The 26,354-nt window shown below is 71.5% G+C and carries 25 protein-coding genes and 1 pseudogene; 20 read left to right on the forward strand and 6 right to left on the reverse strand.

The annotated features are described in order from the left end of the window. Window positions 1–70: 70 nt before the first annotated feature. From LIV37_RS38235 to LIV37_RS38250, 4 genes are all read left to right on the forward strand, one after another. On the forward strand, window positions 71–907 hold the full coding sequence (locus tag LIV37_RS38235; protein WP_020872423.1) for an SDR family oxidoreductase: 837 nt from the start codon (window positions 71–73) through the stop codon (window positions 905–907). Window positions 908–1,008: 101 nt separating this feature from the next. Beyond that, window positions 1,009–2,388 (forward strand): MFS transporter, encoded by a 1,380-nt coding sequence (locus LIV37_RS38240; protein ID WP_020872424.1) that lies wholly within the window; start codon window positions 1,009–1,011, stop codon window positions 2,386–2,388. 110 nt (window positions 2,389–2,498) lie between these two features. Next, window positions 2,499–3,428 (forward strand): MBL fold metallo-hydrolase, encoded by a 930-nt coding sequence (locus LIV37_RS38245; protein WP_020872425.1) that lies wholly within the window; start codon window positions 2,499–2,501, stop codon window positions 3,426–3,428. A 36-nt stretch (window positions 3,429–3,464) separates the two neighbouring features. Beyond that, window positions 3,465–4,088, forward strand: a complete 624-nt coding sequence (locus LIV37_RS38250; RefSeq protein WP_020872426.1) for a TetR/AcrR family transcriptional regulator — start codon at window positions 3,465–3,467, stop codon at window positions 4,086–4,088. Window positions 4,089–4,367: 279 nt separating this feature from the next. Here the strand turns inward: LIV37_RS38250 and LIV37_RS38255 are convergent, their stop codons facing one another. Then, on the reverse strand, window positions 4,368–5,429 hold the full coding sequence (locus LIV37_RS38255; RefSeq protein WP_020872427.1) for a lytic polysaccharide monooxygenase: 1,062 nt from the start codon (window positions 5,427–5,429) through the stop codon (window positions 4,368–4,370). Between the two features lie 224 nt (window positions 5,430–5,653). On the opposite strand from LIV37_RS38255, the gene LIV37_RS38260 reads away from it, so the two are divergent. The 7 genes from LIV37_RS38260 (at window position 5,654) to LIV37_RS38290 (ending at window position 15,458) form a co-directional block, all read left to right on the forward strand. After that, window positions 5,654–7,501, forward strand: a complete 1,848-nt coding sequence (locus LIV37_RS38260) for a carboxyl transferase domain-containing protein (RefSeq protein WP_020872428.1) — start codon at window positions 5,654–5,656, stop codon at window positions 7,499–7,501. 99 nt (window positions 7,502–7,600) lie between these two features. Beyond that, the gene (locus tag LIV37_RS38265) at window positions 7,601–8,971 is read left to right on the forward strand and encodes an ATP-grasp domain-containing protein (RefSeq protein ID WP_020872429.1); all 1,371 of its coding nucleotides are present in this window, start codon (window positions 7,601–7,603) and stop codon (window positions 8,969–8,971) included. Then, a complete protein-coding gene (locus tag LIV37_RS38270) occupies window positions 8,956–10,824 on the forward strand; it encodes an IucA/IucC family protein (RefSeq protein WP_121824031.1) in 1,869 nt (622 codons plus the stop codon). The genes LIV37_RS38265 and LIV37_RS38270 overlap by 16 nt, the downstream gene beginning before the upstream one ends. Window positions 10,825–10,917: 93 nt before the next feature. Continuing rightward, window positions 10,918–12,726, forward strand: coding sequence for an IucA/IucC family protein (locus LIV37_RS38275; protein WP_020872431.1), 1,809 nt, complete (start codon window positions 10,918–10,920; stop codon window positions 12,724–12,726). Then, a complete protein-coding gene (locus tag LIV37_RS38280) occupies window positions 12,723–13,955 on the forward strand; it encodes a type III PLP-dependent enzyme (protein WP_020872432.1) in 1,233 nt (410 codons plus the stop codon). The genes LIV37_RS38275 and LIV37_RS38280 overlap by 4 nt, the downstream gene beginning before the upstream one ends. Before the next feature lie 102 nt (window positions 13,956–14,057). Beyond that, window positions 14,058–14,639 (forward strand): Uma2 family endonuclease, encoded by a 582-nt coding sequence (locus LIV37_RS38285; protein ID WP_020872433.1) that lies wholly within the window; start codon window positions 14,058–14,060, stop codon window positions 14,637–14,639. 45 nt (window positions 14,640–14,684) lie between these two features. Then, window positions 14,685–15,458 (forward strand): sulfite exporter TauE/SafE family protein, encoded by a 774-nt coding sequence (locus LIV37_RS38290; protein WP_020872434.1) that lies wholly within the window; start codon window positions 14,685–14,687, stop codon window positions 15,456–15,458. A gap of 25 nt (window positions 15,459–15,483) precedes the next feature. Here the strand turns inward: LIV37_RS38290 and LIV37_RS38295 are convergent, their stop codons facing one another. Continuing rightward, window positions 15,484–15,882 (reverse strand): VOC family protein, encoded by a 399-nt coding sequence (locus LIV37_RS38295; protein ID WP_020872435.1) that lies wholly within the window; start codon window positions 15,880–15,882, stop codon window positions 15,484–15,486. Window positions 15,883–15,975: 93 nt separating this feature from the next. Here LIV37_RS38295 and LIV37_RS38300 point away from each other — a divergent pair, with 93 nt between their 5' ends. Next, window positions 15,976–16,986: a helix-turn-helix transcriptional regulator gene (locus tag LIV37_RS38300; RefSeq protein ID WP_121824030.1), complete on the forward strand. Its 1,011-nt coding sequence runs from the start codon at window positions 15,976–15,978 to the stop codon at window positions 16,984–16,986. Here LIV37_RS38300 and LIV37_RS38305 read toward each other — a convergent pair. Together LIV37_RS38305 and LIV37_RS38310 are read right to left on the reverse strand one after the other, a co-directional pair. Continuing rightward, on the reverse strand, window positions 16,967–17,173 hold the full coding sequence (locus tag LIV37_RS38305) for a DUF397 domain-containing protein (RefSeq protein ID WP_020872437.1): 207 nt from the start codon (window positions 17,171–17,173) through the stop codon (window positions 16,967–16,969). The genes LIV37_RS38300 and LIV37_RS38305 overlap by 20 nt on opposite strands. Further along, entirely contained in the window at window positions 17,152–18,000 is an 849-nt protein-coding gene (locus LIV37_RS38310) for a helix-turn-helix domain-containing protein (RefSeq protein ID WP_020872438.1), read from the reverse strand. Before LIV37_RS38310 ends, LIV37_RS38305 begins: the two co-directional genes overlap by 22 nt. 154 nt (window positions 18,001–18,154) lie before the next feature. Here LIV37_RS38310 and LIV37_RS38315 point away from each other — a divergent pair, with 154 nt between their 5' ends. Then, window positions 18,155–18,313: a hypothetical protein gene (locus LIV37_RS38315; protein WP_167525779.1), complete on the forward strand. Its 159-nt coding sequence runs from the start codon at window positions 18,155–18,157 to the stop codon at window positions 18,311–18,313. 10 nt (window positions 18,314–18,323) lie between these two features. Here LIV37_RS38315 and LIV37_RS38320 read toward each other — a convergent pair whose 3' ends face one another. Next, window positions 18,324–18,926 (reverse strand): DUF308 domain-containing protein, encoded by a 603-nt coding sequence (locus LIV37_RS38320; RefSeq protein WP_020872440.1) that lies wholly within the window; start codon window positions 18,924–18,926, stop codon window positions 18,324–18,326. Between the two features lie 209 nt (window positions 18,927–19,135). Between LIV37_RS38320 and LIV37_RS38325 the strand changes: the two genes are divergently transcribed. Beyond that, complete coding sequence (locus tag LIV37_RS38325; RefSeq protein WP_020872441.1) at window positions 19,136–20,317, forward strand: sensor histidine kinase; 1,182 nt, start codon at window positions 19,136–19,138, stop codon at window positions 20,315–20,317. Continuing rightward, window positions 20,317–20,976 carry a response regulator transcription factor gene (locus LIV37_RS38330; RefSeq protein WP_020872442.1) on the forward strand — a complete coding sequence of 220 codons (660 nt, stop codon included), beginning with the start codon at window positions 20,317–20,319 and terminating at the stop codon, window positions 20,974–20,976. The genes LIV37_RS38325 and LIV37_RS38330 overlap by 1 nt, the downstream gene beginning before the upstream one ends. Here LIV37_RS38330 and LIV37_RS38335 read toward each other — a convergent pair. Continuing rightward, complete coding sequence (locus LIV37_RS38335) at window positions 20,967–22,055, reverse strand: LacI family DNA-binding transcriptional regulator (RefSeq protein ID WP_020872443.1); 1,089 nt, start codon at window positions 22,053–22,055, stop codon at window positions 20,967–20,969. The genes LIV37_RS38330 and LIV37_RS38335 overlap by 10 nt on opposite strands. A gap of 140 nt (window positions 22,056–22,195) precedes the next feature. On the opposite strand from LIV37_RS38335, the gene LIV37_RS38340 reads away from it, so the two are divergent. From LIV37_RS38340 to LIV37_RS38360, 5 genes and pseudogenes are all read left to right on the forward strand, one after another. Further along, on the forward strand, window positions 22,196–23,059 hold the full coding sequence (locus LIV37_RS38340; protein WP_020872444.1) for a 3-hydroxyacyl-CoA dehydrogenase family protein: 864 nt from the start codon (window positions 22,196–22,198) through the stop codon (window positions 23,057–23,059). A gap of 2 nt (window positions 23,060–23,061) precedes the next feature. Continuing rightward, entirely contained in the window at window positions 23,062–23,334 is a 273-nt protein-coding gene (locus LIV37_RS38345; RefSeq protein ID WP_020872445.1) for an acyl carrier protein, read from the forward strand. After that, window positions 23,327–24,427: pseudogene (locus tag LIV37_RS38350) on the forward strand (acyl-CoA dehydrogenase family protein); the annotation flags it as partial. The gene LIV37_RS38345 and the pseudogene LIV37_RS38350, both read left to right, overlap by 8 nt. Window positions 24,428–24,463: 36 nt before the next feature. Beyond that, window positions 24,464–25,540 carry an HAD-IIIC family phosphatase gene (locus tag LIV37_RS38355; protein WP_121825024.1) on the forward strand — a complete coding sequence of 359 codons (1,077 nt, stop codon included), beginning with the start codon at window positions 24,464–24,466 and terminating at the stop codon, window positions 25,538–25,540. 71 nt (window positions 25,541–25,611) lie between these two features. After that, the gene (locus tag LIV37_RS38360) at window positions 25,612–26,289 is read left to right on the forward strand and encodes an O-methyltransferase (RefSeq protein WP_020872447.1); all 678 of its coding nucleotides are present in this window, start codon (window positions 25,612–25,614) and stop codon (window positions 26,287–26,289) included. Window positions 26,290–26,354 lie beyond the last annotated feature (65 nt).

A 26,354-nucleotide genomic window follows, 5' to 3' on the forward strand; every position in this document is an offset into this window, starting at 1 on the left:
AAGGCCGCCGCAGGCTGGTGGCCGGCACCGTTCGCGGGCCGTACCCCAGCTATCGCGAGGAGTGGAACACGTGACCCTCTTGATCACCGGAGCCCGTGGCGGCATCGGCACCGGCCTGCTGTGCCGCCTGCACGAATCCGGGCACAGGGTCCGGGCGGCCAGCCGTGCCCCGGAAAAGCTCGAACTGCCCGCCGGTGTCTCCGCCGTCCCCCTCGATCTCGCGGACCCGACGACTTTCGCCCCCGCGCTGGCCGGAGTCACCGATGTCTTCCTCTACGCCGAACCGGCCGGAATCGAGGCACTGCTGGCCGCCGCCGTCCCGGCCGGGGTGCGGCGGGTCGTGCTGCTCTCATCGGACTCGGCGGCCCTCCCCGACGCGGAGCGCAACGCGCTGGCCCGCCACCACCTGCGGGTGGAACGGGCGCTACGGGCCACACCGCTGACGGCGACCGTGCTGCGCCCGGGTGGGTTCGCCACCATGGCGCGGCAGTGGGCCGAATCCGTCCGCGCCGGCCGACCGGTCGAGCAGGCGTATCCGGACGCCCGGCTCGATGTCATCCATCCCGATGACATCGTCGACGTCGCCGAACTGGCGCTCACCGGCGACCGGTTGGACGGTGAGACCGTCAGTCTCGGTGGCCCGGAAGTGCTCAGCTTCCGCGATCAGGCCCGGATACTGGGGCAGTTGCTCAACCGCCCGGTCGAACTGCGCGAACCCACCCGGGAAAGGGCGGCCGCGCACTTGAGCGGCCATGTGCCCGCGCCATTGGTCGAGTCCGTCCTGGACTACTGGGCCGCGCTGCCCACCGGGCACCACGAGGCGGCGCGCTCCACCGAGCGGCTGACCGGCCGCCCGGGGCGTCCGTTCCGCCGCTGGGCCGCCGACAACCTGGACCTCTTCCGGTGAACCGCTCGCCGAGCGTGGCCCTGAGGTGAACTGTCCCACATTTGGATCGCTCGATCCGTAATCCGTTGACGCTCGCGTGGCGCCGGAGTAGGAATTACGGCATGAACGATCCACAATTCATCGCGAGCGGTGCGGACCGCCCTCGCACAGTCCCCGCCGACGGGCCCGGCACCGGCCCTCCGGCCCTGAGCCGGGCGACGGTGCTGCTGTTGGCCGTGGTGTGTGGCGCGGCGGTGGCGAACATCTACTACGCCCAGCCACTGCTGCCCGTGATATCGCGGGCGCTCGGGGTGTCCCAGGGAGCCGGCGGCCTGGTGATCACCGTCTCGCAGATCGGCTACGCGCTCTCGCTGGCGCTGCTGGTGCCCCTGGGGGACGTACTGGAACGGCGCCGCCTGGTGACCGTGCTGCTGGGCCTGAGCGCCCTCGCGCTCCTCGGCGCGGCGGCGTCCCCGTCGCTGGGGCTGCTGCTCGCCGCGATCGCGGTGGTCGGCGCGACCTCCGCGGTGGCGCAGATAGTGGTGCCCATGGCCGCGTCGCTGGCGCCGGACCACCAGCGCGGATCGGCGGTGGGCACGGTGATGAGCGGGCTGCTGATCGGGATCATGATCGCGCGCACGGTCGCCGGGGTGCTCGCCCAGATCGGTGACTGGCAGCTGGTGTTCGTCTTCGCCGCGGTCCTGATGGCGGCCCTGGCGGTCATCCTGCGCCTGGTCCTGCACCCCGTTCCGCGGTCGGAGAGCAGCACCTATCCCCAACTGCTGCGCTCGGTGCCGGCGCTGGTGCGCGGCGAATCGCTGCTGCGCAGGCGCATGGCCCTGGCGGCGGTCGGCATGGGCTGCTTCACCGTCCTGTGGACCGCGTCGTCGTTCCTGCTGGCCGGTCCGCCGTACGGGTTCGGGCCCGCCGTCATCGGCCTGTTCGGCCTGGCCGGGGTCGTCGGGGCCGCCGCGGCGGCGAAGGCCGGCCGGCTGGCCGACCGCGGCCACGGCCGCCGGGTGACCACGGGCGGACTGGTCCTGCTCGCGGTCAGCTGGCCCGTGCTCGCCGTCGCCGGGGTGGGCGGGCCGACCGGCCTGATCGCGCTGACCGCCGGCATCATCGCGCTCAACCTCGCCCAGCAGGCCCTGTTGATCAGCCACCAGAGTGCGATCTACCGCCGGGTCCCGCACGCTCGAAGCCGCGTGACGACGGCCCTCATGGTGTCCGCGTTCGCCGGGGCCACCGTCGCCTCGGCGCTGACCGCGGCGCTGTACCCGATCGTGGGATGGCCGGGAGTGTGCGGGCTCGGCCTGGTCATCGCGCTGGCCGGGGCCGGTATCTGGATTCTGGAGCTGGTCCGCCCCAGCCCCGCCGAACCGTTGGCCGAACCGGCGGCCGAACCATTGGCCGAACCGGCGGCCGCCCCGTCGGCGGCCGTGCGGCAGCCGGTGGGCGCGGGCCGGGTGAGCTCGTGCCGTGAGGAGGTCGGCTGTGCCTGAGCTCCAGCGAGTGGCGATCCCCGACGACTGCGAGGGAGCCGCGCGCCGGTACGCCGACCGGACCACCCACCACCACGTACGGCACCCACGAACACGAAAGGCACGACCCCGTGGCAACGCATGAGCGGCCCATCACGGCGAAAAGCGTCGAGGGCGGCGACGACTCGGGATTCCGGCTCCCCGTCATCTGGCGACGCACCCTGGGCGAACTCACCTTGAGCTACGTCCCCGACGCGGGCGTCGACATGATCCCGACCCGGGTCTACCCGGCCTCCGCCGAGGAGGACTGGCGCGCGCACCGCACGCATATGACCGAGGCGGGCCACCTGCCCATGGGATGCGGGGCGCTGCTCGTCGAGCGGGGCGGCACCCGCCTGCTCATCGACGCCGGCCATGGCCGCATATCAGGCGCGGACCTGGAGCACTTCCAGCACGCCTTCGGCCATGTGCGGGACCTGCCCGAGTCGCTGGCGACCCTCGGCGTGGACCCGGCCGAGCTGGAGACGGTGGCCTTCACCCACTTCCACGGCGACCACACCGGATGGGCCCGGCCCGACGCGGTCGAGGATCCGCGGAGCCTCTTCACGAAGGCGCGCTGGATGGTCGGGAAGGGCGAGCTGGAGAGCGTCCCGCCCGGGACCGGCCCGGTACTGGCCGGTCAGGACGAACGCACCGTGGTCGTGACCGACGGGACCGAGATCGCGGACGGCGTCCGCGCCTGGTCCCTGCCCGGGCACACCCCCGGGCACACCGCCTGGATCCTCGACACCGGCGACGGCCGGGAGGTCGTGGCCTTCGGCGACGCCATGCACTCACCGGTCCAGGTCCAGCACCCGGACTGGGACGTCGTTCTCGACACCGACCGGAAGGAGGCCGAACGGTCACGGCGCCGGCTCGTGGACCACCTGGCCCGGGACGGGGTCTACGGCTTCGGTGTCCACTTCGCCGATCAGCAGCTGGGAACCGTCGACGCCTCCGGCCGCTGGCGCGCCTGGAGCGACGCGGACGTCTGGAACGACGCGGACGTCCCCGCCCGCTAAACTGGACTGATCGTTCCTTTGTGGAGGAGGTACGCCGTGTCCCCCGCCGGCCGCCCCCGCGCCTTCGTCATCGAGGGCGTCCTGGAAGCCGCGATGCGGCTGTTCTGGGAGCAGGGCTATGAAGCGACGTCGATGGCCCAGCTCCGGGAGGCCACCGGCCTGTCCTCGGCGAGCCTGTACGGGGCGTTCGGTTCGAAACAGGGGCTCTTCGAGCGGGCGGTGGAGCACTACCTCGCCGGGCCGGGCAGCGTCACCGACGTCATCGGCGACGAAGCCCTGAGCCCGCGCGAGGCCGTCGCCCGGATGCTGCACGGATCCATCGACATGCAGACCGACACCTCCCACCCGCGCGGCTGCCTCGTGGCCCTGTCGGGTACCGTCCGGGCCCCCGGGGACGACGAAGCCGCGGTGCGCCGGACGATCGTGGCGCGCCGTGCGCTGGACCGGGCACGTATCCGGGACTGCGTCGTCCGTGGCGTCGCGACGGGAGAACTCGCCGAGGAAACCGACGTGGACGGCTTCACATCCATGATCCACGGCTTTCTGCTCGGCGTCTCCACGCAGGTGTGCGACGGCAGGCCCGCCCGGGATCTGCATGCCGCGGCGGACGCCGTCCTCGCCGCCTGGCACGTACCGTCCGGGCGGACGGTCGGCGCGTAGGCGAGCCGGTCCCGGGGGGTGCCGTCGTCCTCCCCGGAACCGGCTCCGTCTCCGATCGGCCGCGGACGCCTATGGCGTCAGCGGCGCCCTGGAGGCGTCCGGCGGTACGCGTACGCCTGCGGCGGGCTGTTCCCCTCCCCGCCCCTTCCCGCAACTGGGGCTCCGCCCCAGACCCCGGGGCCCAGACCCCGGGGCCCAGGGGAAGCCCCTGCCATACGGCTCCGCCGCGTGAACCGATCCGCGGCTCCGCCGCGTGGTCCGCCGGACGCGCCCGTGGCCTCAGCCGCGGCCCCGCCGTACGGTCTTGCGGCGGTTGGCGACGGCGAACAGCACGGCCGCGCCGGTGGCGAGGACCGCGGCGCCGCCGATGGCCAGGGGCCCGGTGGACCCGTCGCCCCCGGTCTCGGCGAGGTGCTGCCCGTCGGCGGCGCTCCCGTCCTGCGAGCCCTCCGGCCCGGTGCTCGCGGCCATGACCTCGGCACTCTTGGCCTCGGGGCGGTTCCCCTCCGTGCCCTTCCCGTCCGCCGTCTCGGCCGACTTCGGCTGGTGGTTGGCCTCGGCGCCGCTGTCACCGCCGTGGCCGTGGTGATCGACCGTGGACTTCTCGGCGCCCTTCGCTATCTGGGCGTCGTCGGGCGCGACGGCGGTGGGTGCGGAATCCGCCTTCGTCCCGGCTCCCTCGGCCGCGCCGGCCCCTCCGCCGAAGGTCACGTCCGAGCAGGTGTAGAACGCCTCCGGGCTGTCCGAGCGCTGCCAGACGCTGTAGATCAGATGGCGGCCCGACTTGCCCGGCACCTTCCCCGAGAAGACGTAACTCCCGTCCTTCAGCGTGGGGTCGGTGACCTTGGCGAACGGCTGCGCCTCCAGGTCGGCCCAGGTCAGCGGCTTCGTCGGGTCGTAGCCGTCCTTGGTGATGTACAGCTCGAAGCTGCCCCGGTGGGGCGCGGTGGCCCGGTAGGTGAAGGTGTGCTCACCGGCCGTCATGGCGGTGGCGGGCCAGTCGGCGCGCGGCAGGTCCAGGCCCTTGTACTTGTCGCGGCCCGCGCTGCACAGCTTTCCGTCCGGGATGATCTCCTTGTGGCGCCCGGCGGCGTCCGGGATGTTGACCTCGTTCCAGTCGTAGAGCGCCTGGGTGCCGCCCGCCTGGACGGCCGCCTTGCAGGCCGCCGAGTCCGGGCTCTCCGGCCCCTCCGCGAAACACGCCGACACCCGGCTGACCGGGCTCGTCATCGAACCGTGTGCGGAGGCCGGGTCGGCGCTCAGCGCGGTGAGGGCGAGCGGCACCATGCCGAGCACGGCGATGCGGGCGGTTCTACGGGAGACGGTGGCACGAGCGGTCATCGTCGGGACTCCTTCGGTGGGGGGACCGGTGGGGGTGACCGGTGTGGGGGGTGACGCGCAGCACGCTAGCCCCGCCCACGGGCCTCCTCGCCGGTCTTATGGCGCCGTTAAGGAGCAGCTCAGGCGCAGCTGAGACTGAGCGGGTCGCGGGGGTACCCGAGGTGATCCACCCGAGGTGATCGCCGATGGTTGCGGGGGGCCGGTGGCGTGGAAGGGTGACACATATGACCGGTACGAACTCGCCCCGCGCCACGGGCGCCTCCCGCGCCTCCAGCGCCTCCCGCCCGTCGGCCCGTGAGCTGATCGAGGCCATCGTCGACCCCGGCAGCTGGCACGGCTGGGACGAACCGGTGGAGATCACGACGGACGACCCCGAGTACCGGGCCGACCTGGAGCGGGCACGGGAGCGCACCGGGCTGGACGAGTCGGTCATCACCGGTGAGGGCCGTATCGAGGGGCGCAGGGTGGCGCTGGTCGCCTGCGAGTTCCGCTTCCTGGCCGGTTCGATAGGGGTGGCCGCGGGGGAGCGGCTGGTACGGGCCGTGGAGCGGGCCACGGCGGAGCGGCTGCCCCTGCTGGCGGCACCGGCGTCGGGCGGCACCCGGATGCAGGAGGGCACGGTCGCGTTCCTCCAGATGGTGAAGGTGGCCGCGGCGATCACGGACCACAAGGCCGCGGGCCTGCCGTACCTCGTCCACCTCCGCCACCCCACCACCGGCGGCGTCCTCGCCTCCTGGGGCTCCCTGGGCCACGTCACCGCCGCCGAGCCGGGCGCCCTCATCGGCTTCATGGGCCCACGGGTGCACGAGGCGCTGTACGGCGAGGAGTTCCCGCCCGGCGTCCAGAACGCCGAGAACCTCATGAACCACGGCCTGATCGACGCGGTCCTCCCGCTGAGCCGCCTATCGGGCGTGGCCGCCCGGGTATTGCGGGTCCTCTGCGCGAGCAACACCGCGCCCGCCCCCGGTCGGCCTGGGGGTGGAGGTGGGGCCGCCACTGAGCCCGTGCCGGACCCCGGGGCGCCGGGTGACGCGCCCGGTGGCTGGGATCCGGGGGCCGGGGGCGGCGATGGGCGTGGCGGCGTGGCCGGCGCCGACGTCGCGGGGGCAGCTGCCCCCGCCCCGGCCCCACCCTCCGGCGCCCTGCCGGGGGCGGAAGGGGATGTCGCGGCCGGGAGTGGCCGGGCGGCCGGTCACGATCAGGCCGGGGTCGCTGCCTTCGTCGGGGCGACCGAGGGCGGGGCCGGTGTGCCGTCCGCTGAGGTGTCGATACGGGCTTCGCGGAGGGTGGAGCGGCCCGGGGTGCGGGACTTGTTGCGGGTGGCCGCCGACGATGTGAGTCCGCTCAGTGGTACGGGGGCGGGGGAGCACGATCCCGGGTTGTTGCTCGCGCTCGCCCGGGTCGGGGGGACGCCCTGCGTCGTTCTCGGGCACAACCGGCGCAGTGCCCGTAAGGGCGAGACCGCCGAGGGGCCGGGGGAGGGGCAGGCGTTGGGGCCGGCCGGATTGCGGACCGCGCGGCGCGGGATGCGGATCGCCGCCGAGCTGGGGCTGCCGCTGCTCACGGTCATCGACACCGCGGGCGCCGCGCTCAGCCGCGAGGCGGAGGAGGGCGGGCTCGCGGCGGAGATAGCGCGGTGCCTCGCCGACATGGTGACCCTGCCCGCGCCCACCCTCTGTCTGCTGCTCGGCCAGGGCGCCGGTGGCGCCGCGCTCGCGCTGCTGCCCGCCGACCGGGTCGTGGCGGCGCGCCACGCCTGGCTGTCGCCGCTGCCGCCCGAGGGCGCGGCCGCGATCCTCCACCGGACCACGGAGCGGGCCTACGAGGTCGCCGCCCGCCAGGGTGTACGTTCCGCCGACCTCCTCGCCCAGGGCATCGTCGATCGCATCGTGGAGGAGGACGCCTCCGAGGGCGCATCCGAGGACGCGGAGGGCTCCGGGCCGGCCGACGCCTTCCTCGGCCGGCTCGGCCACCTCCTCGGCGCCGAACTCGCCGCCCTCCGGGCCCAGGACCCGGACGAGCGGCTCGCCGCGCGCCGGGTCCGGCATCGCCGTATCGGGCTACCGCGCTGACGACGAGCGTTGACGATCTTGACGGCCCAATCAGGGCCAAACGGGCGGACCGGAACGTCGAATTAGCGGTCTTAGGCATGCCTAACCTAATCTCGGGCCGTGAACGAGAATGATCTCGATGCGGCGTCACGGCCGTTCTCCTCCCCTGCCCTCCGTGGCTCCTCGGCGGCCCCGGCCGCCCAGGCCGCCCCCGCCCCGCGGCCGCCTCGGCTCCACCTCCTCGCCCGCAACCCCACCGACTCCGTCACCGAGGGCTTCCTCCCCGCGGCGGCCCGGCTCGGACTGGCGGTCACCCTCCTCACCGACCAGCCCGAGGCCCATGAGCGCGCCTACCGTCGGCAGGAAGAGAAACAGGAGGAGAAACAGGAGGAGAAAGGGGGGTCCGCGCGCCCCTTCCCCGCCCCCGACATCGTCCCCTGTGACGTACGGGACTTCGCCGAGGTCATCAGCCGTATCGCCGCCGACGGCGCCCGGCCCCGCGCCGTCTTCACCAACAGCGACCACCTCCAGGCCCAGGCCGCCCTCGCCGCCCAGTACTTCGGCCTCCCGGGCAAGGACTGGCGCGCCGCGCTGCGCACCAAGAACAAGGCCGAGCTGCGCCGCGCCCTCGCCGCCGCGGGTCCGGACGTCGCCGACCCCGTCTGGTCCGCCGAACTCGCCACCGGACAGGACCCCGCCACCCTCGCCGGGCTCGACGCGCCCTACCCCTGTGTGGTCAAACCGCGCGAGGGCGTGGCCAGCGAGGACGTCGTCCTCGTCGCGGACGCGGACGAACTCGTCCGGCGCTGCGCCGAGATACGGGAACGGCGGCCGGGCGCGGCCCTCGTCGTAGAGGCGTTCCTCGACGGCGAGCTGCGCACCCTCGAAACCCTCGGCGACGGCCGCACCCTCCACGTCCTCGGCGCCTTCCGCACCGAGCTCTCGCCGCCCCCGCACTTCATCGAGGAACGGCTGCATCTGCTGCCCGCCCCGCCTCCGCAGCCGCACACCGATCAGGTGCTGGCGCAGCTGCGCGCGCTGGGCGTGGGCTTCGGCGTGTGCCACACCGAGTACGTCGTCCAGGGGGACCGGGCCCGCCTCATCGAGGTCAACTACCGTGCCATAGGCGACCAGTGCGACCTCGTCCTCGCCGAACTCCTCGGCATCCCCCTCTTCGAGTACATCCTCCGTACGCACCTGGGCGAGCCCCTGCCGGACGACCTCGGCGCGCGCACCGACGGCAGGGTTCGCATGGAGTACGTCATGGCCGACCGCGCCGGGCGGCTCGTCTCCGCCCCTCCGGCCAGTGTGACCGAGCGCGACGGCGTACGGCTGGACTACCGGCCGCTGCGCGGGATCGGCGAGGAGCATCCGCTCCACCGCACCAACCGCGACTTCCTCGGCGTGCTCCGGGCCACCGGCACCGACCAGGGGCGGATCGACGCGGCGGTGGCGCGGTTCCTCGCGGCCCACCGATGGGAGATCGTGTGACAGAGGAAACAGAGGAAGAGGAGCTTCTCGGACGGGTGCTCGACACGCTCCTCCGGGAGGACGCCTACAAGCTGCGCAGCCACGCCGTCCCGGTGCGGCGCGCCGACGGCGACTGGCTGCGCATCGCGCTCAAGGAGCTTGCGGGGTTCGGGGGGTTCGCGGGGTCCGACGGGGCCGAGGGGGGCGAAAGCGTGCTGCTGCCGGTGGAACCCGAAGGCTTCCAATGCGACATCCGAACCCGCCGCCCGGCCCGGCTGCTCTGTACGCCCGGAAGTCGTTGCGCACCCACCGCACCCACCGCACCCACCGCCCCCACCGTGCTCACCGGGCTCGATGCCGTACTCGGGCGGCTGCGGGAGGCCGTGCCCGATGAGGACCGGGCGCTCTACGACGTCTTCGTGGCCGAATGTCGGCAGGCGCTCGACGCCATGCGGCTGCATACCCGCGTTCGGCCCCGCGTCGTCGCCGAGTTGGGCGCGCGGTACGGGGAGCGGTGGGGCGGGATGGCCGGGGCCCTCGCGTATGACACGCTCGCCGCCTTCCGCGACCATCCGGTCTATCCGACCAGCCGGGGGCGGGCCGTCTTCAGCGAGGAGCAATTACGGGCGCACGCACCCGAGTTCCATCCCACCTTCCCGCTGCGCTGGCTCGTTCTCCCGCGCGAGGCGGTGTACGGGGATCCGGCGCGGCTGCCCGGCTGGTGGCCCGCGCCCGGGGATCTTGGGCCAGGGCCGGACGATGGCCACCTCGCCCTCCCCGTGCATCCGCTCACCCTCGGCCCCCCGCTGGAGAACGCCCTCCGCGCGGCCGGGCTCCAAGGCGCCGCCCGGCTCGCCGAGCACCCCCTGCTGGACGTACGGCCCACCCTCTCCATGCGGACCGTGGCCGTCGCCGACGACCTGGCCGACGACCCCCTCGTCCACCTCAAACTGCCCCTCACCACCTCCACCCTGGGGCAGCGCAACCGGCGGTCCATCAAGCCCGGCACCCTCACCGACGGCGAAACGGGGCAGCGGCTCGTGGAGGCCGTGATCGAGCGCGAACCGAGGTTCGGAGCCACCGTGCTGCTCGCCGACGAGACCAACCATCTCCACGCCGGACACGAACTGCTGGCCACGCTCGTCCGCCGCTACCCACCCGGTCTGGAGAACGCCACCATCGTGCCGCTGGCCGGGCTGCTCGCGCCCGCCCCGGACAGCACGCTCGTCATCGACGGACTCGCCGAACGCCACTACGGCGGGGACGTCCTCGCCCTGCTGGACGACTACCTCACGCTGCTGTTCGACTTCCACACCACCCTCTTCGCGTACGGCATCGCCCTGGAATCCCATCAGCAGAACACGTCGCTGGTCTTCGAGGACGGCAGCGGGAACGGCGGTGCGGTGCCCCGGCTCCGGCTGCTCATCAAGGACCACGACGGCCCCCGCGTCCACGCGATACGCCTCGCCGCCATGATCGGTGGAGGACCGGCCGCCGATCTGTGCGGATTCGACGACCGCAGGATCCTGACGTCCGGCGACGGGCCGGTGGCCGATGTGTTCACCACCATCACCGTCCACCTCTGCGCCGCCGCCCCCCTCTTCGAGCTCGCCCGCCTCGGCCGGGCCCCGCTCGACACCCTGCTGCGGCGGCTGCGCGACCGGCTCACCGACGCCGTCGACCGGCTCGCCGTCACCCGGCCCGGCGCGGCCGCCGCGCTGCTGCGCGGACGGGTGCTGGACGCGGACCGGCTGCCGGTCAAGGCGATGGTCACCGCCGGCACCTTGTTCACCAAGGAGCGCTTGGACGCCGTGGACATCAACAAGCACTACGTCACCGGGCCCAACTATCTGCTGCGGGGAAGCGGCAGATGACCGCCGCGCCCGATCGGCCCCCGCCCTCGAACCGAACCCCCGAACCCCCACTTCCCTCGCACCTCTCTCCTCCGCACCCGTTGGAGCCGCCCCATGCCCATGACCTCCTCGCCCGCCGCGACCGTGGCCTCCGCCGACCACGCCACCGCCCACACCCTCCTCAACTGTCTGCTCCGTGAGGTGTCGGGCCCGGAGCACCAGACCGTCGTGGCCGATGGGTGGCTGCGGCTGAGGCTGCCGCGCTGCGGGGTGCTGCTGCGGGTCGGACTGCGGCGCACCTCCCTCATCGGGGCGCACCGCTTCACCGGGCCGGTCAGCGAGGAGCGCGACGGCACATGGGCCGAGGTGTCCTGGCGCGGGCTGGCCGAGCGGATCCACCGGGAACTCCAACTGCGCACGGGGGTGCACAACGACGAGTTCCTGGGCCAGGTCGCCTCCAGCCACGCGGGGATGACGGCCGCCCTGGAGGCCTTGGAATCCCTGAAGGCCTTGGAGTCCTTGGAGGCCTTGGAGGTCCGGAGCACCGCAGAGGACCGGAGCACCGTGAGCGACAGCGCCCAGGAGCTCTACAGCGACCGCGCCCAGGACCTCTACCTCGCCTCCGAGCAGTCCCTCCTCTTCGGCCACCGCTTCCACCCCACCCCCAAGGCCCGCACCGGCAGCGCCGACTCCTGGTCGCGGTTCGCCCCCGAGGCCGGGGCGCGCTTCCCGCTGCACCACCTCGCCGTACGCCAGGAGTACGTGCGCGAGGAGTCCGCGCGGCCCGGGGCGCTCGCCGCGCTGGACCGGCAGGGCGCCGTCCCCGAGGGCTACCGGCTGCTGCCGGCGCACCCCTGGCAGTACGCGATGCTGCGCGAGCACCGGCTGCTGCGGGCGGCCATCGCCCGGGGCGAGGTGCTGGACCTCGGGCCGGGCGGTGCGGAGTTCGCGCCGACCGCGTCGGTCCGTACGCTCTACGACGGCCGGGACTTCCTCAAGTTCAGCCTGAACGTGCGGATCACCAACTGCCTGCGCAAGAACGCCGACTACGAGCTGTCCGGCGCGGTCGCCCTGACCCGGCTGCTGGAGCCGGTCGCCACCGATCTCGCCGCCCGTTTCCCCGGCTGTGAGCTGCTGCGCGAACCCGCGTACCGGACGCTGGACCTCGGCGGCGACAGCGGAGCCGATCGGCAGCTGATCGAGGGCTTCGGGGTGATCGTCCGCGAGGGCCTGGCCGCCCGGCTGCGGCCCGGCCTGACCGCGCTGCTCGCGGCGGCCGTCGCCGATGAGTACCCGACGAGCGGCGCCCAGATCTCCCGGCTCCTCCCCGGCGCCGGCCCCGACCGGCTCTCCGCCTGGTGGCAGGCGTATCTGGAGCTGCTCGTACCGCCCGTACTGGCCGCCTACTTCGACCATGGCGTGGTCCTCGAACCGCACCTCCAGAACGTCGTCATCGGCGTCGACCCCGCCGACGGCACCCCGCACCAGGTGCTCTTCCGCGATCTGGAGGGCACCAAGCTGGTGCCCGAGCACCACACGGCCGCGCTCGCCGCGCTGCCCGAGGCCGTCGCCCGCCCGCTGACGTACGAGCGGGAGCGCGGCTGGGACCGGGTGGTGTACTGCCTGCTGGTCAACCACATCGCCGAGATGGTGGCGGCCCTCGCCGACCGCTGCCCGGGTCTTGAGCCCGCGCTGTGGTCGGCGGTCCGCCGGCTGCTGTGCGAGCGCTCGGCGGCCCACGACCATCCGCCCGCGCTGCGTGCCCTCGTGGCGGGCGTGCCGCTGCCCGCGAAGGCCAACCTCCTCACCCGCTGGGGCCGTCGGGCCGACCGCCACGCGGGCTATGTCCGTATCGCCAGTCCGCTCGCCTCCGCCCTGTTGTCCGAGGCGGCCCACGTCATGCGTCCCGGGAGCAGCCGTTGATCACCTCCGCCGTCCGTACCCTCGCCACGGAGCTCACCGGCGACGGCCTTCCCGCCTACGTCTACGACCTGGCCGCGCTCCGCGCGCACACGCGGGCCGTACGGGACGCGCTGCCGCCGGGCCTGGAGCTGTACTACGCCGCGAAGGCCAACCCGGCGCCCGCCGTCCTCCAGGCCCTCGCGCCCCACGTCACCGGCTACGAGGTCGCCTCCGGCGGTGAGGTGGAGCATGTCCGCGCGGCCGTGCCCGGGGCGCCGCTGGCCTTCGGCGGGCCGGGCAAGACCGAGGGTGAGCTGCGGCGGGCGCTGACGCTGGGCGTGGAACGGTTCCATGTGGAGAGCGAGCAGGAACTGCGGCTGCTGGCCGGGGCGGCGGAGGACGCGGGGATCCCCTCCGTGGACGTCCTCCTGCGCGTCAACCTCCCGTTGGCCCGTGCCGAACCGGGCGGCGGGGGGTCGCTCGGCGCGGCGCTGGGCGGCGCGGCGCTCGCCATGGGCGGCCGCCCCAGCCCCTTCGGACTTGACCCGGAAGCCGTGGAGCGCTGCCTCTCCCAGTTCTCCCCGGGCGACGCGGGCGGCCCCCTCCGGCTGCGCGGCATCCACGCCCACCTCGCCAGCGGCCTCGACGCCGCCGCCCAGGTGGCCGTGGCCGCCGCGATCGCCGACTGGGCGCGGAAGCTGTCCGAACGCCACGGCCTGGGGATCACCGAGGTGAACGTCGGCGGCGGGATGGGCGTGGACTACGCCCACCCCGACCGCCGCTTCGACTGGGCCGCCTACGGCCGGGGCATGGCGGACCTCGCCCTGCGCCACCCCGGTCTCACCCTGCGGATCGAGCCCGGCCGGGCGCTGACCGTCTACTGCGGCTGGTACGTCACCGAAGTGCTGGACATCAAGCACAGCGGGGGCGAGGCGTTCGCGGTGGTGCGCGGCGGCACCCACCACATCCGGACGCCCGCCACCAAACGGCACGACCAGCCCTTCCAGGTGCTGCCCACGGACACGTTGTGGACCCGGCCGTGGGCGCGCCCGGCCGTACGGGACGAGCCGGTCACGCTGGTCGGCCAGCTGTGCACGCCCAAGGACGTGCTGGCCAGCCGGATCCCGGTCGCGGAGCTACGGGTGGGGGACCGGGTGGCCTTCGCGATGGCGGGTGCGTACGCGTGGAACATCTCGCACCACGAGTTCCTGATGCACCCCCGGCCGGGCTTCCACTACCTGGAGGAGTGAGGACGGGGACCGGTCACTCGGCGGGCCGGGGCTTGCCCCGGCCATGCTCCGCGTCGAACGACTACGCTGAGAGCGCACCGCACCCGAAGGAGGCTCCCGGTCATGACCGCGACCCACGATCGTCCGCAGATGCTGCCGGAGGAGTTCGAGGAGTACGCGCGGCTGGCGGCCCGCGTGGCGGAGGGAGTGCGGTGGGAGTTCATCAACGGGAAGATCGGGGTCACGCCGGTGCCGGATGGCGATCATGGGCGGATCATCCAGTGGCTGGCGCGGATCTGCATTCAGGCCCATCCCGACCTGTGGCTGCACGATCAGGGTCTCAAGGTCGAGACCTACCGCAACGGGCATGCGCGCCCCGACGGGACCCTCGCCCACAGTGACGCGTTCGTCGGCCAGGGGGAATGGGCCGACGCCGATCCCGTCCTGATGGTCGTGGAGGTCACCTCGTACGACTCCGACACCGACCGCAGGGACCGGGTGGAGAAGCCACGTGCCTACGCCGAGACGGGCATCCCGGTGTATCTACTGGTCGACCGGGAGGCCGGAGAGGTCACCGTGTTCAGTGAGCCCGACGGGGTCCGGTACGAGAGCACCAAGACCGTGCCGTTCGGCAAGCCGCTCACGCTGCCCGCGCCGGTCGGCGTCACGCTCGACACCGAGCCGCTCCAGGGCTGGGTGCGCTGAGGTCCCTGGTCCAGGGGTAGCGGTGACCTGGAATCATTCGGTGGCATGTACACCGTTACCCTCTGGGAGTTCGCCGCGCTCGCGGCGGCATCCATACTCGTCGGCTTCTCGAAGACCGCCGTCAGCGGCGCCAATACCGTCAGCCTCGCGATCTTCGCGGCCGTGCTTCCGGCCCGGGAGTCGACCGGTGTGCTGCTGCCCCTTCTCATCGTCGGCGATGTGCTCGCCGTGGGCACCTACCGTCGCCATGCGCACTGGGGGACCCTGCTCCGGCTGTTCCCGGCCGTCGCGGTCGGGGTCGTGGTGGGGACGGTGTTCATGCTGTGGGCCGGGGACGCGGAGGTGCGGACCTCCATCGGCGCGATCCTGCTGCTGATGGCGGGGGTCACACTATGGCGGCGCCGTGCGGCCGCCCGGGCGGCGGCCCCGGAGGTCCCGGAGGTCCCGGCCGCCGACGGGGCGGGCGCACGGCTCAAGGCCGGTTCGTACGGGGTGCTCGGCGGCTTCACCACGATGGTGGCCAACGCGGGCGGCCCCGTGATGTCGCTCTACCTGCTCTCCGCCGGTTTCCGGAAGCTGGGCTTCCTGGGCACCTCGGCCTGGTTCTTCCTGATCGTCAACGTCGCCAAGGTGCCCTTCAGCGTCAGCCTCGGCCTGATCGACGGCCGCTCCCTGCTCCTGGACGCGCTGCTTGCGCTCTTCGTCCTGCCCGGTGCGTACATCGGTAAGGCGTGCGTGGACCGGATCAATCAGCGGCTCTTCGAGCGGCTGGTCATCGCGGCGACGGTACTGGGCGGACTCCAACTGCTGCTGCGCTGACCTTGACTGTGGTGTCTCGGTGGCGTCAGCGTGCGAACTTTTCGATGGCCGCTGGGGTGACGGGGGTGAAGAAGTTGACGAGGTTGCCGTCGGGGTCGCGGAACAGCAGCGACCGGTTGCCCCAGGGCATCGTGGTGGGCTCGGCGACGAAGTCGGTGACGAAGCCGGTCAGGTTCTGGTAAACGCGGTCCACGTCGTCGACCAGGAACTCGGTGATCACGCTGTGGTTGTCCGCCGGGCGGGCGGAGCCCGGGGCGAACAGCGGGACGGTGCGGATGCCGGCGATCGCGAGGGTGGCGCCCGTGGTCTTGAGTTCGGCGAAGTCCTCGGTGGCCCACGTCGCCCGCGCCCCTGTGGCTCGCTCGTAGAACTCGACGAGGCGCGCTACGTCGCTGGTGATGATGCGGATCGAGACGAAGTCCATGGGAATCTCCTTGGCTGTGCTGAAGGACTGCACAGCGCAGGCTAGGAGAAATAGTGGACAGAATCGGTCCTGTATTCGCGCTAGGCTGCGAACATGCCTCGACCAACCGCCCGCGTGCTGACACTCCTGGAGCTGCTGCAGTCGGGCGGCACCCGGACGGTGGCCGAACTCGCCGACCGGCTCGGCGTCGAAGGGCGCACCGTGCGGCGGTATGTGGACCAGCTGATCGACCTGGACGTGCCCGTGGAATCGGTACGCGGCCGCTACGGCGGGTACCGGCTCGCCCCCGGGTACCGCTTGCCTCCGCTCATGCTCAGCGACGACGAGGCGCTGGCCGTGCTGCTCGGCCTGGTCGCCGGCCGCCGATCAGGGCTGACGACGGCGGAGCACACGGCAAGCGAGACGGCTTCGGCGAAGATCCGGCGGGTGCTGCCCAAGCACATCGCCCGTCGGCTCGACACACTCCTGGAAGCTCTCGCCTTCACGGATCAGCCCGGTGATTTCGCCACCCCGGACGCCGGGGTCCTGCTCGCCATCGCCGATGCGGTGCGCCACCGCCGACCGGTCTCGATCCGCTACACCGACCGTGACGGACGGCGCAGTGAACGCACGCTGCACGCGTACGGGGTCGTCGCCCATGCGGGCCGGTGGTACGTCACGGGCAAGGACGCCCGGATCGCCGAGGACCGAACCTTTCGGCTCGATCGCATCGCGGACGCGCGGACCCTGCCCGGCTCATTCGAAGCGCCCGTGGGTCCCGGTCCGGCACAGCGCGTGTTGTCGGGGTTCGCCACGGCGGAGTACCGGCATGAGGTGACCTTGCGGGTCCACGGGACGGTTGAGCAGATCCGCGCTCACCTTCCCGCCAGCGTCGCGAGCCTGGAGGAGTACGCGCCCGTGGCAGGCGAGGACCGGGCGACCGAGCGCTGGCTGCGCGTCGAGCTGCGGGCGGAGCGGCTCGACTGGTTGCCTCCGGTACTCGCCTCACTCGACCGGCCGTTCGTCATCGAGCGCCCCGAGGAACTGCGCGACCTCGTCACCGCCCTCGCCGATCGCCTCACGTCCTACGCCCGTCAAGCCAATGTCATGAAACGGCACACTTGAGGCTCGCTATGAACGCGCTCCACGAGCCGTTCGGGAATATGAGGACGGGCCCGTCGGGGTCCTTGGAGTCACGTACGGGGACGATGCCGGGGAGGTTGTCGGCGACCTCGACGCATATGCCACCGTCGTTGTTGCTGTAGCTGCTCTTGCGCCAGGCGGCGGTGCTCAGGTCCGGGGTGATCCGCATGAGGCCCACTCCTTCATCGCGGCTCGGATCATCGCCTCGGAGCCCCGGGGCGAGAGGGCCATGGCCCGTAGCAGATCGTAGTTCTTCCGGAGCTTCGCAACTACGTCCTTATCTTCGATGATCGTCCCGAAACGGCTGCCTTCCCTGTAGGCCAGCATCGGCGCATCGGGCACCGTGTAGAGCACGAGCGAGTTGCCCGCTTCCACATGGTGGCCCGCGCTGAACGGCAGCACCTGAAGGGTTACGTAAGGATGCGTCCCGCGCTCAAGCAAGGACTCCATCTGACGCTGCATCACCTCGGGCCCTCCCGGCGGGCGACGCAACGCCGCTTCGTCCACGATGAACCAACACTCCGGCGGATGAGGCTGGTCCAACCGTGTTTGCCGGTCTAGACGAGCCTTGACCAGCGCCTCGATTTCCGCGTCCGGAGCATGGCGGTGTCCGATCCGTAGCGACTCCCTCGCGAGTTCAGCGGTCTGGAGCAGCCCTGGGATGGTGGCGCAGGCGTACTCCTCAATCACGATCGCCTGGCTCTCGACCTCGACGGCCCGCCGGTACTTGCCCGGGAAGGGCTCATTCTTCGCGAGCGCATACACCCGCGCGAACATCCCGTCCGTCCCAAAGCACGCATCCAACTTCGCCGGAAGGTCGTCGTACGGCAGGGACTCCGCCGCCTCGATCCGGGCCAGGTGCGATTTGCTGTAGTTCAGCACCTCGGACAGCCGCCGTAACGACATGTCCGCCTTCTCCCGGTGGCGGCGGATCTCCGCGCCGAAAAGGTCGCGTGCGGAGCGGTCGGGAAACAGTTCGCGTGGCTGGAACGGCATCGTGCATCCCCTCTTGTCCCGCGATCTTGGCTGGGACGTGTCGTCTCTTTCCAGCCTACGCGCCGGAACGCAACGGTATGTGCACTCAACGTAATTGGCCGACCGGAAAGAACAGGTCAACGTGTTCTCACACACCGAATCCACCGCTCCACGGATGACGATGCGCGTCTACCGCGTCTCGCCGGACGGCGCGGTCGTCACGCAGGAGCTCGGCAGGGTGGTCGTCGTGGTCAAGGACAAGCTCGAACCCCTGCGGTCCAGCCAGTACCCACCCTGCCGCTGCCCGCGCCACCGCGACGCCGCGGATCTGTGACGCGGCCGCGTCACACCCCCAGCCCCACGCGTCGGCCGCGGATGCTCAGGGCGACGACGGAGACGAGGAACCAGAAGGCGCCGAAGGCCGCGTATCCGGCGACGGTGGACAGGCCGCTTGTCGCCGAGGCGGATGTGGCAGCGATCATGCCACCGGCGAGGACGGACTGTCCGCCGCTGATGACCATGGGCCACTGGCCGCCGACCGCGCGACGGCGCCGGATCGCCACGGCGAGCTGGATCGCTCCGGCGGCGAGGGCCCAGATGCCGAACACGAGAAGGGCCGTCTTGATGGTGGAGAAGACAGCGATGATCATTCCGGCGGTGGTGGCGAGGCCGAGAGCCATGTTGATGGTGCTGACGCGGTTCGGGGAGCCGGTACCGGTCATACGACGCTCGAGCAGCGTGGCGATGACGTCCCACAGGGGGTAGACGATCAGCAGCACGGCCGCGATCACCGTGGGCTTGTCCGCCGATACGAGCGAGGCGGAGGTCGCGAAGACGAGTGCCGCCCAGATCAGGGAGAAGGCGACTCGGATCAGGTAGAGCGATCGGAGCCCGGAGGGCGTGGGCGTCGTCGTGGTCGTGGTCGGAGTTACCGTGGTCTGCGTCATCGGGTGTCCCGTTGTGATCGAGATGGTGTGAGGCGGTCGCCTCGATGACGAGTCTCGGCGGCCTCGGGAGGGGCCACGTACTTCGATCGAAGTAGTTCTGCCCTCCATTTCGATCGAATGAGTTCTGCCGTCTCCATCGGCCGAAGCAGGTCCGCTGTCTACTTCGTTCGAAGTACACGGCCGCAGCACACGGGAACGAGAATCGGGCCATGGTCAAGGCGCGGAACAATCAAGACGGGCCCGCGGCACCCCTGTGGGTCCGCCGCCCCGAGGTGCTGCACCGAGTCGCCTATGCAGTGGCCGCGCTGGTGTTCACCGGTCAGATCGTGGCAGTGATATTGAGAGGGTCGGATGGGCCGACGGCCCTCTCGGTATTCCTCGCCGGTGGCGGTGTCGCCCTCTCTTGGTGGAAGCCATGGGCGGGGCTGGTCGTGACGAGCGCGGCGTCCTTCGCCGTCACGGCGGTGGGCCACGACCCCCTGTCGGTGTGGATGATGGCGGTCCTCGTGCTGTTCTCGGTCACCCTCAGGGGAAAGCAGCCGCTGGCCGGAACCGGCATCGTGGCGGCGTTCTTCCTGGGGGCGTTCATGACGCTGGGAGGATTCCGTGGCGGCGCGATCGTGGGAGCCGCCGCCCTCTTCTCGGCCATAGCGGGAGGTGCGACAGGGGCCGCGCTCCGCATCCATCGGGACCACTGGTGGATCCTGGAGGAACGGGCCGAGAGCGCCATCGCCACCCGTGAGATCGAAGCCACCCGGCGAGTGACCGAGGAACGGCTCCGCATCGCCCGGGATCTCCACGACGTCATCGGCCATCAAGTCGCGATGCTGAGCCTGCATCTCGGTGCCGCGGAAATAGGGCTGCCCGAGGACGCCGAATCCTCCCGGCAGGCCCTCGTCTCGGCCAGGTCCAGCGCCCGTACCGTCGTCGTCGAAACGCAACGGATCCTCGCGCTCCTCCGCCTCGGAGACGACACTTCCGGCGACGAGGCGCTTCGGCCGACCCCGTCGCTCAGCGGCCTGGAAGGACTGATCGCCTCGTTCGAGAGCATCGGCCTCGACGTCCGGCCCTCCATCGACATCCCCACCGGTTTCGTGGAGCCCAGTGTCGGCGTGACGGTCTACCGGGTCGTTCAGGAAGCGCTCACGAATGCCTACCGGCATGGAGAGGGGACGGCGACGGTGGAGGTGCGCGAGCGCGACGGCAGGATCTGCGTGACCGTGGAGAACCGCGTCGGTCATTCGCTCCGCGGCTCCGGCGCGGGCAGCGGACTCGGACTCGTGGGGATGCGCGAACGCGTCGAGTCCTCCAGCGGGCGGCTGACGATCGACAGTGCCGACGGACGCTTCCGGGTCCATGCGGAGTTCAGCCCCCTGGGAGCCGTCGTCTGATGACGCAGATTCTGATCGTCGACGACCAGGACGACATGAGGGCGGGCATTCGCACGATGCTTCTGCTCGACCCGGGTCTCGTTGTCGCGGGTGATCTCTCCGATGGACTCCAGGTCGTCCCCTTCCTCCGGGACCACCCCGTCGACCTGGTCCTGATGGACATCCGGATGCCCGGCATCGACGGTGTCGAAGCCACCCGCCGGATCCGCAAGGAGCATCCGCCCGAAAAGCTGCGGGTGATCGTGCTGACCACTTTTGACCAGGACGACATCGTTCTCGCCGCCCTTCGCGCGGGCGCCAACGGTTTCCTGAGCAAGACCGTGAGCCCTGCCGAACTCGTCGCCGGAATCAATGAGGTCGTCGGCGGTGGCGGCGCGCTGTCGGCCGCCGCGACGGCCGCGCTCATCGGTCATATGACCGACAGTCCGCCCCCGGTGATCGACAAGGAACTGCTGCGCCGCTTCGGCGCTCTGACCCCCAGGGAACGGGACGTGGTCGTTCTCATCGCGAGCGGCCTCGGCAACGACGAGATCGCGGCCCAGATGTCCGTGTCGCCGTTCACCGTGAAGACACATGCGGTGCGGGCCATGACGAAGGTCGGCGCGCGTGATCGAGCGCAACTCGTCTCATTCACCTTCCGGGCCGGGCTCTACCCCTGAGCCTGCCGGGCGGAACCCCGGAACAGGTGGCCACAGCTCTCGCGTATGACCAGCTCCGTGGGGATGGTCACGCGCACCCCCGGCTCGGGGGTGCGTTCCAGTTGGTCGAGCATCAGGCCCAGACAGCGGCGGCCGATCTCCGTGAAGTCCGTACGGACCGTCGTGAGCGGGGGGAGCAGATGGGCCGCCTCCGGGATGTCGTCGTAGCCGATCACGCTGACGTCCTCGGGGACCCGGCGGCCCGCCTCGTGGAGGGCGCGGAGGACGCCCACCGCCATCTGGTCGTTGGAGACGAACACCGCCGTGGCGTCCGGGTCGTGGGCGATGCGGCGGCCGAGCTCATGGCCCGAGTCCGCGCTCCAGTCGCCGAAGAGCGGCTCGCGCGCCTCCGCGCCCGCGTCCCTCAGGGCCGCCCGCCAGCCGTCCACCCGCGCCTCGGCTGCGATCCAGCCGACCGGGCCCGCGATGTGGCGGACCGTGCGGTGGCCGAGGCGCAGCAGGTGCTCCGTGGCCTGGCGGGCACCGGACGCGGAGTCGCCCGCGACGACGGGGACGCGGGCGCCGAAGCTCTTGTCCAGCGTGACCATGGGCCTGCCGTGGTCGGTCTCGACCAGGGCCTCGCCCACCGAGCGCTGCGGGGCGATCGCGATGATGCCGTCCGCGCCCTGGCCGAGCAGCCGGTCGACCGCGCCCCGCACCGCCGCCTGGTCGGCGGCGGTGAGCGCGATCGTGCTGACCAGGTAACCGGCCTCCTGCGCGGCCTCGTTGATGCCCGCCAGGGTGGCGGCGGGGCCGAACCGGGCCGCGTCGAAGGAGATCACGCCGAGCGTCCGGCTGCGGCCACTGGCCAGGGTGCGGGCGCTGGCGGTCGGGCGGTAGCCCAGTTCGCGCATGGCGGCGCGGACGCGTTCGCGGGTCTCGGGCCGGACCCGGGGGTGGTCGTTGAGGACGCGCGAGACGGTCTGGCCGGAGACCCCGGCGCGGCGGGCGACATCGGCCATCACCGCCCCGCCGCCCGCCGTGGCCCGGCGCCGCCGGACGCGCTGGAGCCCGCCCGGTTCCTCCTCCGGCTCGCCCATGCGGATGCGCTTCCTCCTCGTACTCCTAGTATTTTTACCGGAAAGTGCCATTGAAACAGGGGCCCGCCGTTCTTGTTGGCATTCACTTGTTGTGCGCATAGCAGGGGCGCGCTCATCGATGTGACGATTGGAGGCAGGGGATGGCGGGTTCCGCATCGGACACGATCGCTGTCGTCGGTGCCGGGGTAATGGGACGCAACATCACCGCACTCGCGCTGGGCCGTGGGGTCGATGTCGTGCTGGTCGATGTCTCGGCTGACGTGCTGGAGAGCGCCCGGGCGGAAGTCGCCCAGCTGTTGCGGCACGGGCAGTTCATGGGCGCCTTCCCCGCCTCCCAGGCCACCGGGACCTTGACCACGACGCTCTCCAGCGGCGACGTCGCGGACGCCGATGTGGTGATCGAGGCGATCACCGAGGACGCCGCGCTCAAGGCGCAGGTCATGGCGGACCTCTCCGGCACGGTCCCCGCCGGGGTCCCGCTGATCACCAACACCTCGGGAATTCCCATCGCCGAACTGGCGAAGTCGGTGCGGCGGCCCGCGGAACTGGCCGGGGTGCACTTCATGAATCCGTCCTATCTCATCGAGATGGTGGAAGTGGTGCGCGGCCCGCGGACCGGCGAGGACGCCATGGCCGCGATCCTGTCCCTGCTGGGCCGGCTGGGGAGGAAGACGGTCGTCGTGCGTGACGCGCCGGGCTTCGTCACCAGCAGGCTGCTGCACCCCATGATCAATGAAGCGGCGCGCATCGTGGCCGAGGGCACCGCGAGCGTCGAGGCCGTGGACCAGCTGATGCACGGCTGCCTCGGCCATCCGACCGGTCCGCTGCGCACCGCCGATCTGATCGGACTCGACAACCTCGCGGACGCTCTTCGGCTGCTTGCCGAGCGGACCGGAAATCCCACCTTCGAGCCCTGTGAACTTCTGCTGGAGAAGGTGCGCCGCGGTGATCTGGGGCGCAAGACAGGGCGCGGGTTCTACAACTATGGAGAGGTGCTTTCGTGAGTATGGACCAGGCAGTCACCGCCGAGGCGACCGAGCAGGCGATCACGGCGTTCGTCTCGGAGCGGGTGAAGGCGGAGGTCCCCGCCGACCAGGATCTCTTCGGGTCCGGGCTGGTGTCGTCGATGTTCGCGATGGAGCTCGTCGTCCATCTGGAACAGGCATTCTCCGTACAGATCCTGGGGGACGACCTCAAGCGGGACAACTTCCGCACCATCGAGGCCATGACCGCTCTGGTGGTGCGGTTGCGCGGCGCCGAGAAGCCCGCCGATGACTGAGCCGCTCGCCGGCGCCCGTGACCTCGTCGACGACCTCGTCGGTGACCGGGCCGCGGAGTGGGACCGGACCGGTCTGATCCCCGATGACGTCCTGCGCACGCTGTCCGCTCGCGGCCTGCTGTGCGCCGGGGTGCCGCGGGCGTCCGGCGGACTCGGCGCGAGCAGCACGGCGAACGGCGAGTTCACCGCGTTCGTGGGCAGCCGGTGCAGCTCCCTGCGGAGCGTGATGACCTCGCAGGGCATGGCCGCATGGACCATTCAGCGCCTGGGCAGCGCCCGACAACACGCCGAGTACCTGCCGAAACTGGCCGGGGGTCAGCTCGCCGCCGTCGCGTTCAGCGAGCCGGAGGCGGGCAGCGATCTGTCGGCGATGACCACGACCATCGAACGGGACGATGACACCGTCATCGTCCGCGGCCAGAAGGTCTGGACGACCGCGGCCCACTACGCCGACATGGTCGTCGTCGTCGGCCGCCATGGCTCAGGTGCGGCCGCCGTGGTGGTGCCCACCTCGGCTCCGGGCGTCACCGTGACCAGGGTGGCGCAACCGTCCGGCTGCCGGGCCGCGGGCCATGCGGATGTACGGCTCGACGAGGTGCGGCTGCCCGCCACCGCCGTGCTCGGCGGCGGACAGCCCCTGATGCTCCTGGTGACCACCGCGCTGGCGTACGGGCGGATCTCGGTCGCCTGGGGCTGCGTCGGCATCCTGCGGGCCTGTCTCGACGCCGCCCGTGGCCATGCCCGCACCCGGACGCAGTTCGGAAAGCGGCTCGCGGAGCACCAGCTCGTCGCCCGTCACCTGGCGAATCTGCTGACCTCCGAGCAGATCGCCACCCGGGTGTGCGAACACGCCAGCCGGTGCTGGGACGACGGCTCTCCCGAGATGGTCGTCGCCACCGTCCTGGCCAAGCAGGTGAGCGCGGTCCAGGCCGCGCAGGGCGCTGCCACGGCGGTGCAGGTCCTGGGTTCGGCGGCCGCGCACGAGGGCCATGTGGTCGAGCGCGCGTACCGCGACGCGAAGCTCATGGAACTCATCGAGGGCAGTACGGAGATCTGTCAGCTGATCCTCGCCGACCACGCCGTGTCGATGCCCGCGACATGTGTCGGCGAACCGAGACAAGGGAGAGCCGTGGCTGAACAGACCCCGATCGTGAAGTGCCTGGTGTGGGACCTCGACAACACGCTGTGGCAGGGCACGTTGCTGGAGGACGGGACGGTGACGCTCCCCGCCCCGGTCAGAGAACTCATCGCCGAGCTGGACAGCCGCGGCATCCTGCAGTCCGTGGCCAGCAAGAACGACCACGACCTGGCGTGGAAGCAGCTGGAGACGCTGGGCGTCGCCGAGTACTTCGTACTGCCGCGCATCGGCTGGGGTCCGAAGTCCGATTCGGTGCGGGAGATCGCCACCGAGCTCAACTTCGCGCTCTCCACGATCGCCTTCATCGACGACCAGCCGACGGAGCGGGCGGAGGTCCAGTTCCATCTGCCCGAGGTCCGCTGCTACGACGCCGAGCAGCTGTCCGATCTCTCCGCCCTGCCGGAGTTCAACCCGGCGACGGTGACCGTGGACGCGCGCCGCCGTCGGCAGATGTACCAGGCCGGATTCCAGCGGAAGGCGGCCGAGGCGGAGTTCCAGGGGCCGAGCGAAGACTTCCTGCGCTCGCTGGAACTGGTGATGCGCATCGGACGCGCCACCGAGGAGGAGCTCTCCCGGGTGGAGGAGCTGACGCTGCGCACCAGCCAGATGAACGCCACTGGTGTGCACTACTCCATCACCGATCTGCGCGCGCTGCTGGCCGATCCCCGCCATGAGGTGCTGGTGACCACGCTCACCGACCGGTTCGGGCCGCATGGCGCGGTCGGTCTCCAACTGCTGGCGAAGCACGAAGGCGTCTGGCATCTCAAGCTGCTGGCCACCTCGTGTCGTGTGGTGTCGTTCGGCGCCGGTTCGGCGATCCTCCGCTGGCTCGGCGACCAGGCCGCCCGGGCGGGTGTCCATCTGGCCGCCGACTTCCGGCAGACCGAGCGCAACCGGATGATGGAGATCGCCTACCGCTTCGCCGGTTTCACCGACGAGCCGTGCGACTGCCGGGCCGGACTGCCCGCGCCCGCGCAGGAGGACATCCAGCGGCTCCATCTGTCCCCGGCGCCGTCCGACCCGCCGCCCACGATGGAGCTGCACGCCGTCAGCCTCCAGGGCGTCTGAGCCCTCGCCGGCCGGGAGGCGCACCTCCCGGCCGGTTCCGATGTGAGAAGACCAGAGAAGATGGATGACGCATGGCGAACCAGGTAGGTCTCCCGGCCGCGCTCTCGGAGTACATCCGGGAGTTCTCCCTGCGGGAGGACGCGGTCCTGCGGCAGCTGCGCGAGACGACGGCGGAGCTTCCCGCGGGCACCGCGATGCAGGTCATGCCCGAGGAGGGCCAGTTGCTGACGCTGCTGGCCGGACTCACCCCGGCGAAGAGGATCCTGGAGATCGGCACGTTCACCGGGTACAGCACCCTGTGCCTGGCCCGCGCGCTCGCGCCCGGCGGACAGCTGGTCACCTGTGACATCACCGACCGCTGGGCGGGCATCGGCGCCGACTACTGGGCCAGGGCGGGCGTCGAGGGACGGATCGACCTGCGCGTCGGTGACGCGGCGGACACCCTGAAGGCGATCCTCGCGGAGGAGGGCCCCGGCACGTTCGACTTCGTGTTCATCGACGCCGACAAGCAGGGCTACCCGCACTACTACGAGATGGCGCTGACGCTCCTCGGCGACCGCGGTCTGATCGTGGTCGACAACACCCTGTTCTTCGGCAAGGTCGTGGACCCCGAGGCCAGGGACGTCGACACCGCCGGGATCCGCGCGTTCAACAAGCTGGTCCACGATGATCCGCGGGTGGAGATGTCGCTGATCCCCATGGCGGACGGCATCACGCTGATCCGCAAGAAGTCACCCGCGGGTGAGTGAGCAGAGCGACGGCTGAGGCGGGCCGGGGCCGACGCCCCGGTCCGCCTCAGCCGTCCGCGGGGGCT

Origin of the sequence: Streptomyces rapamycinicus NRRL 5491 (genome assembly GCF_024298965.1) — a bacterium.
Classification (GTDB): Bacteria; Actinomycetota; Actinomycetes; order Streptomycetales; family Streptomycetaceae; genus Streptomyces; species Streptomyces rapamycinicus.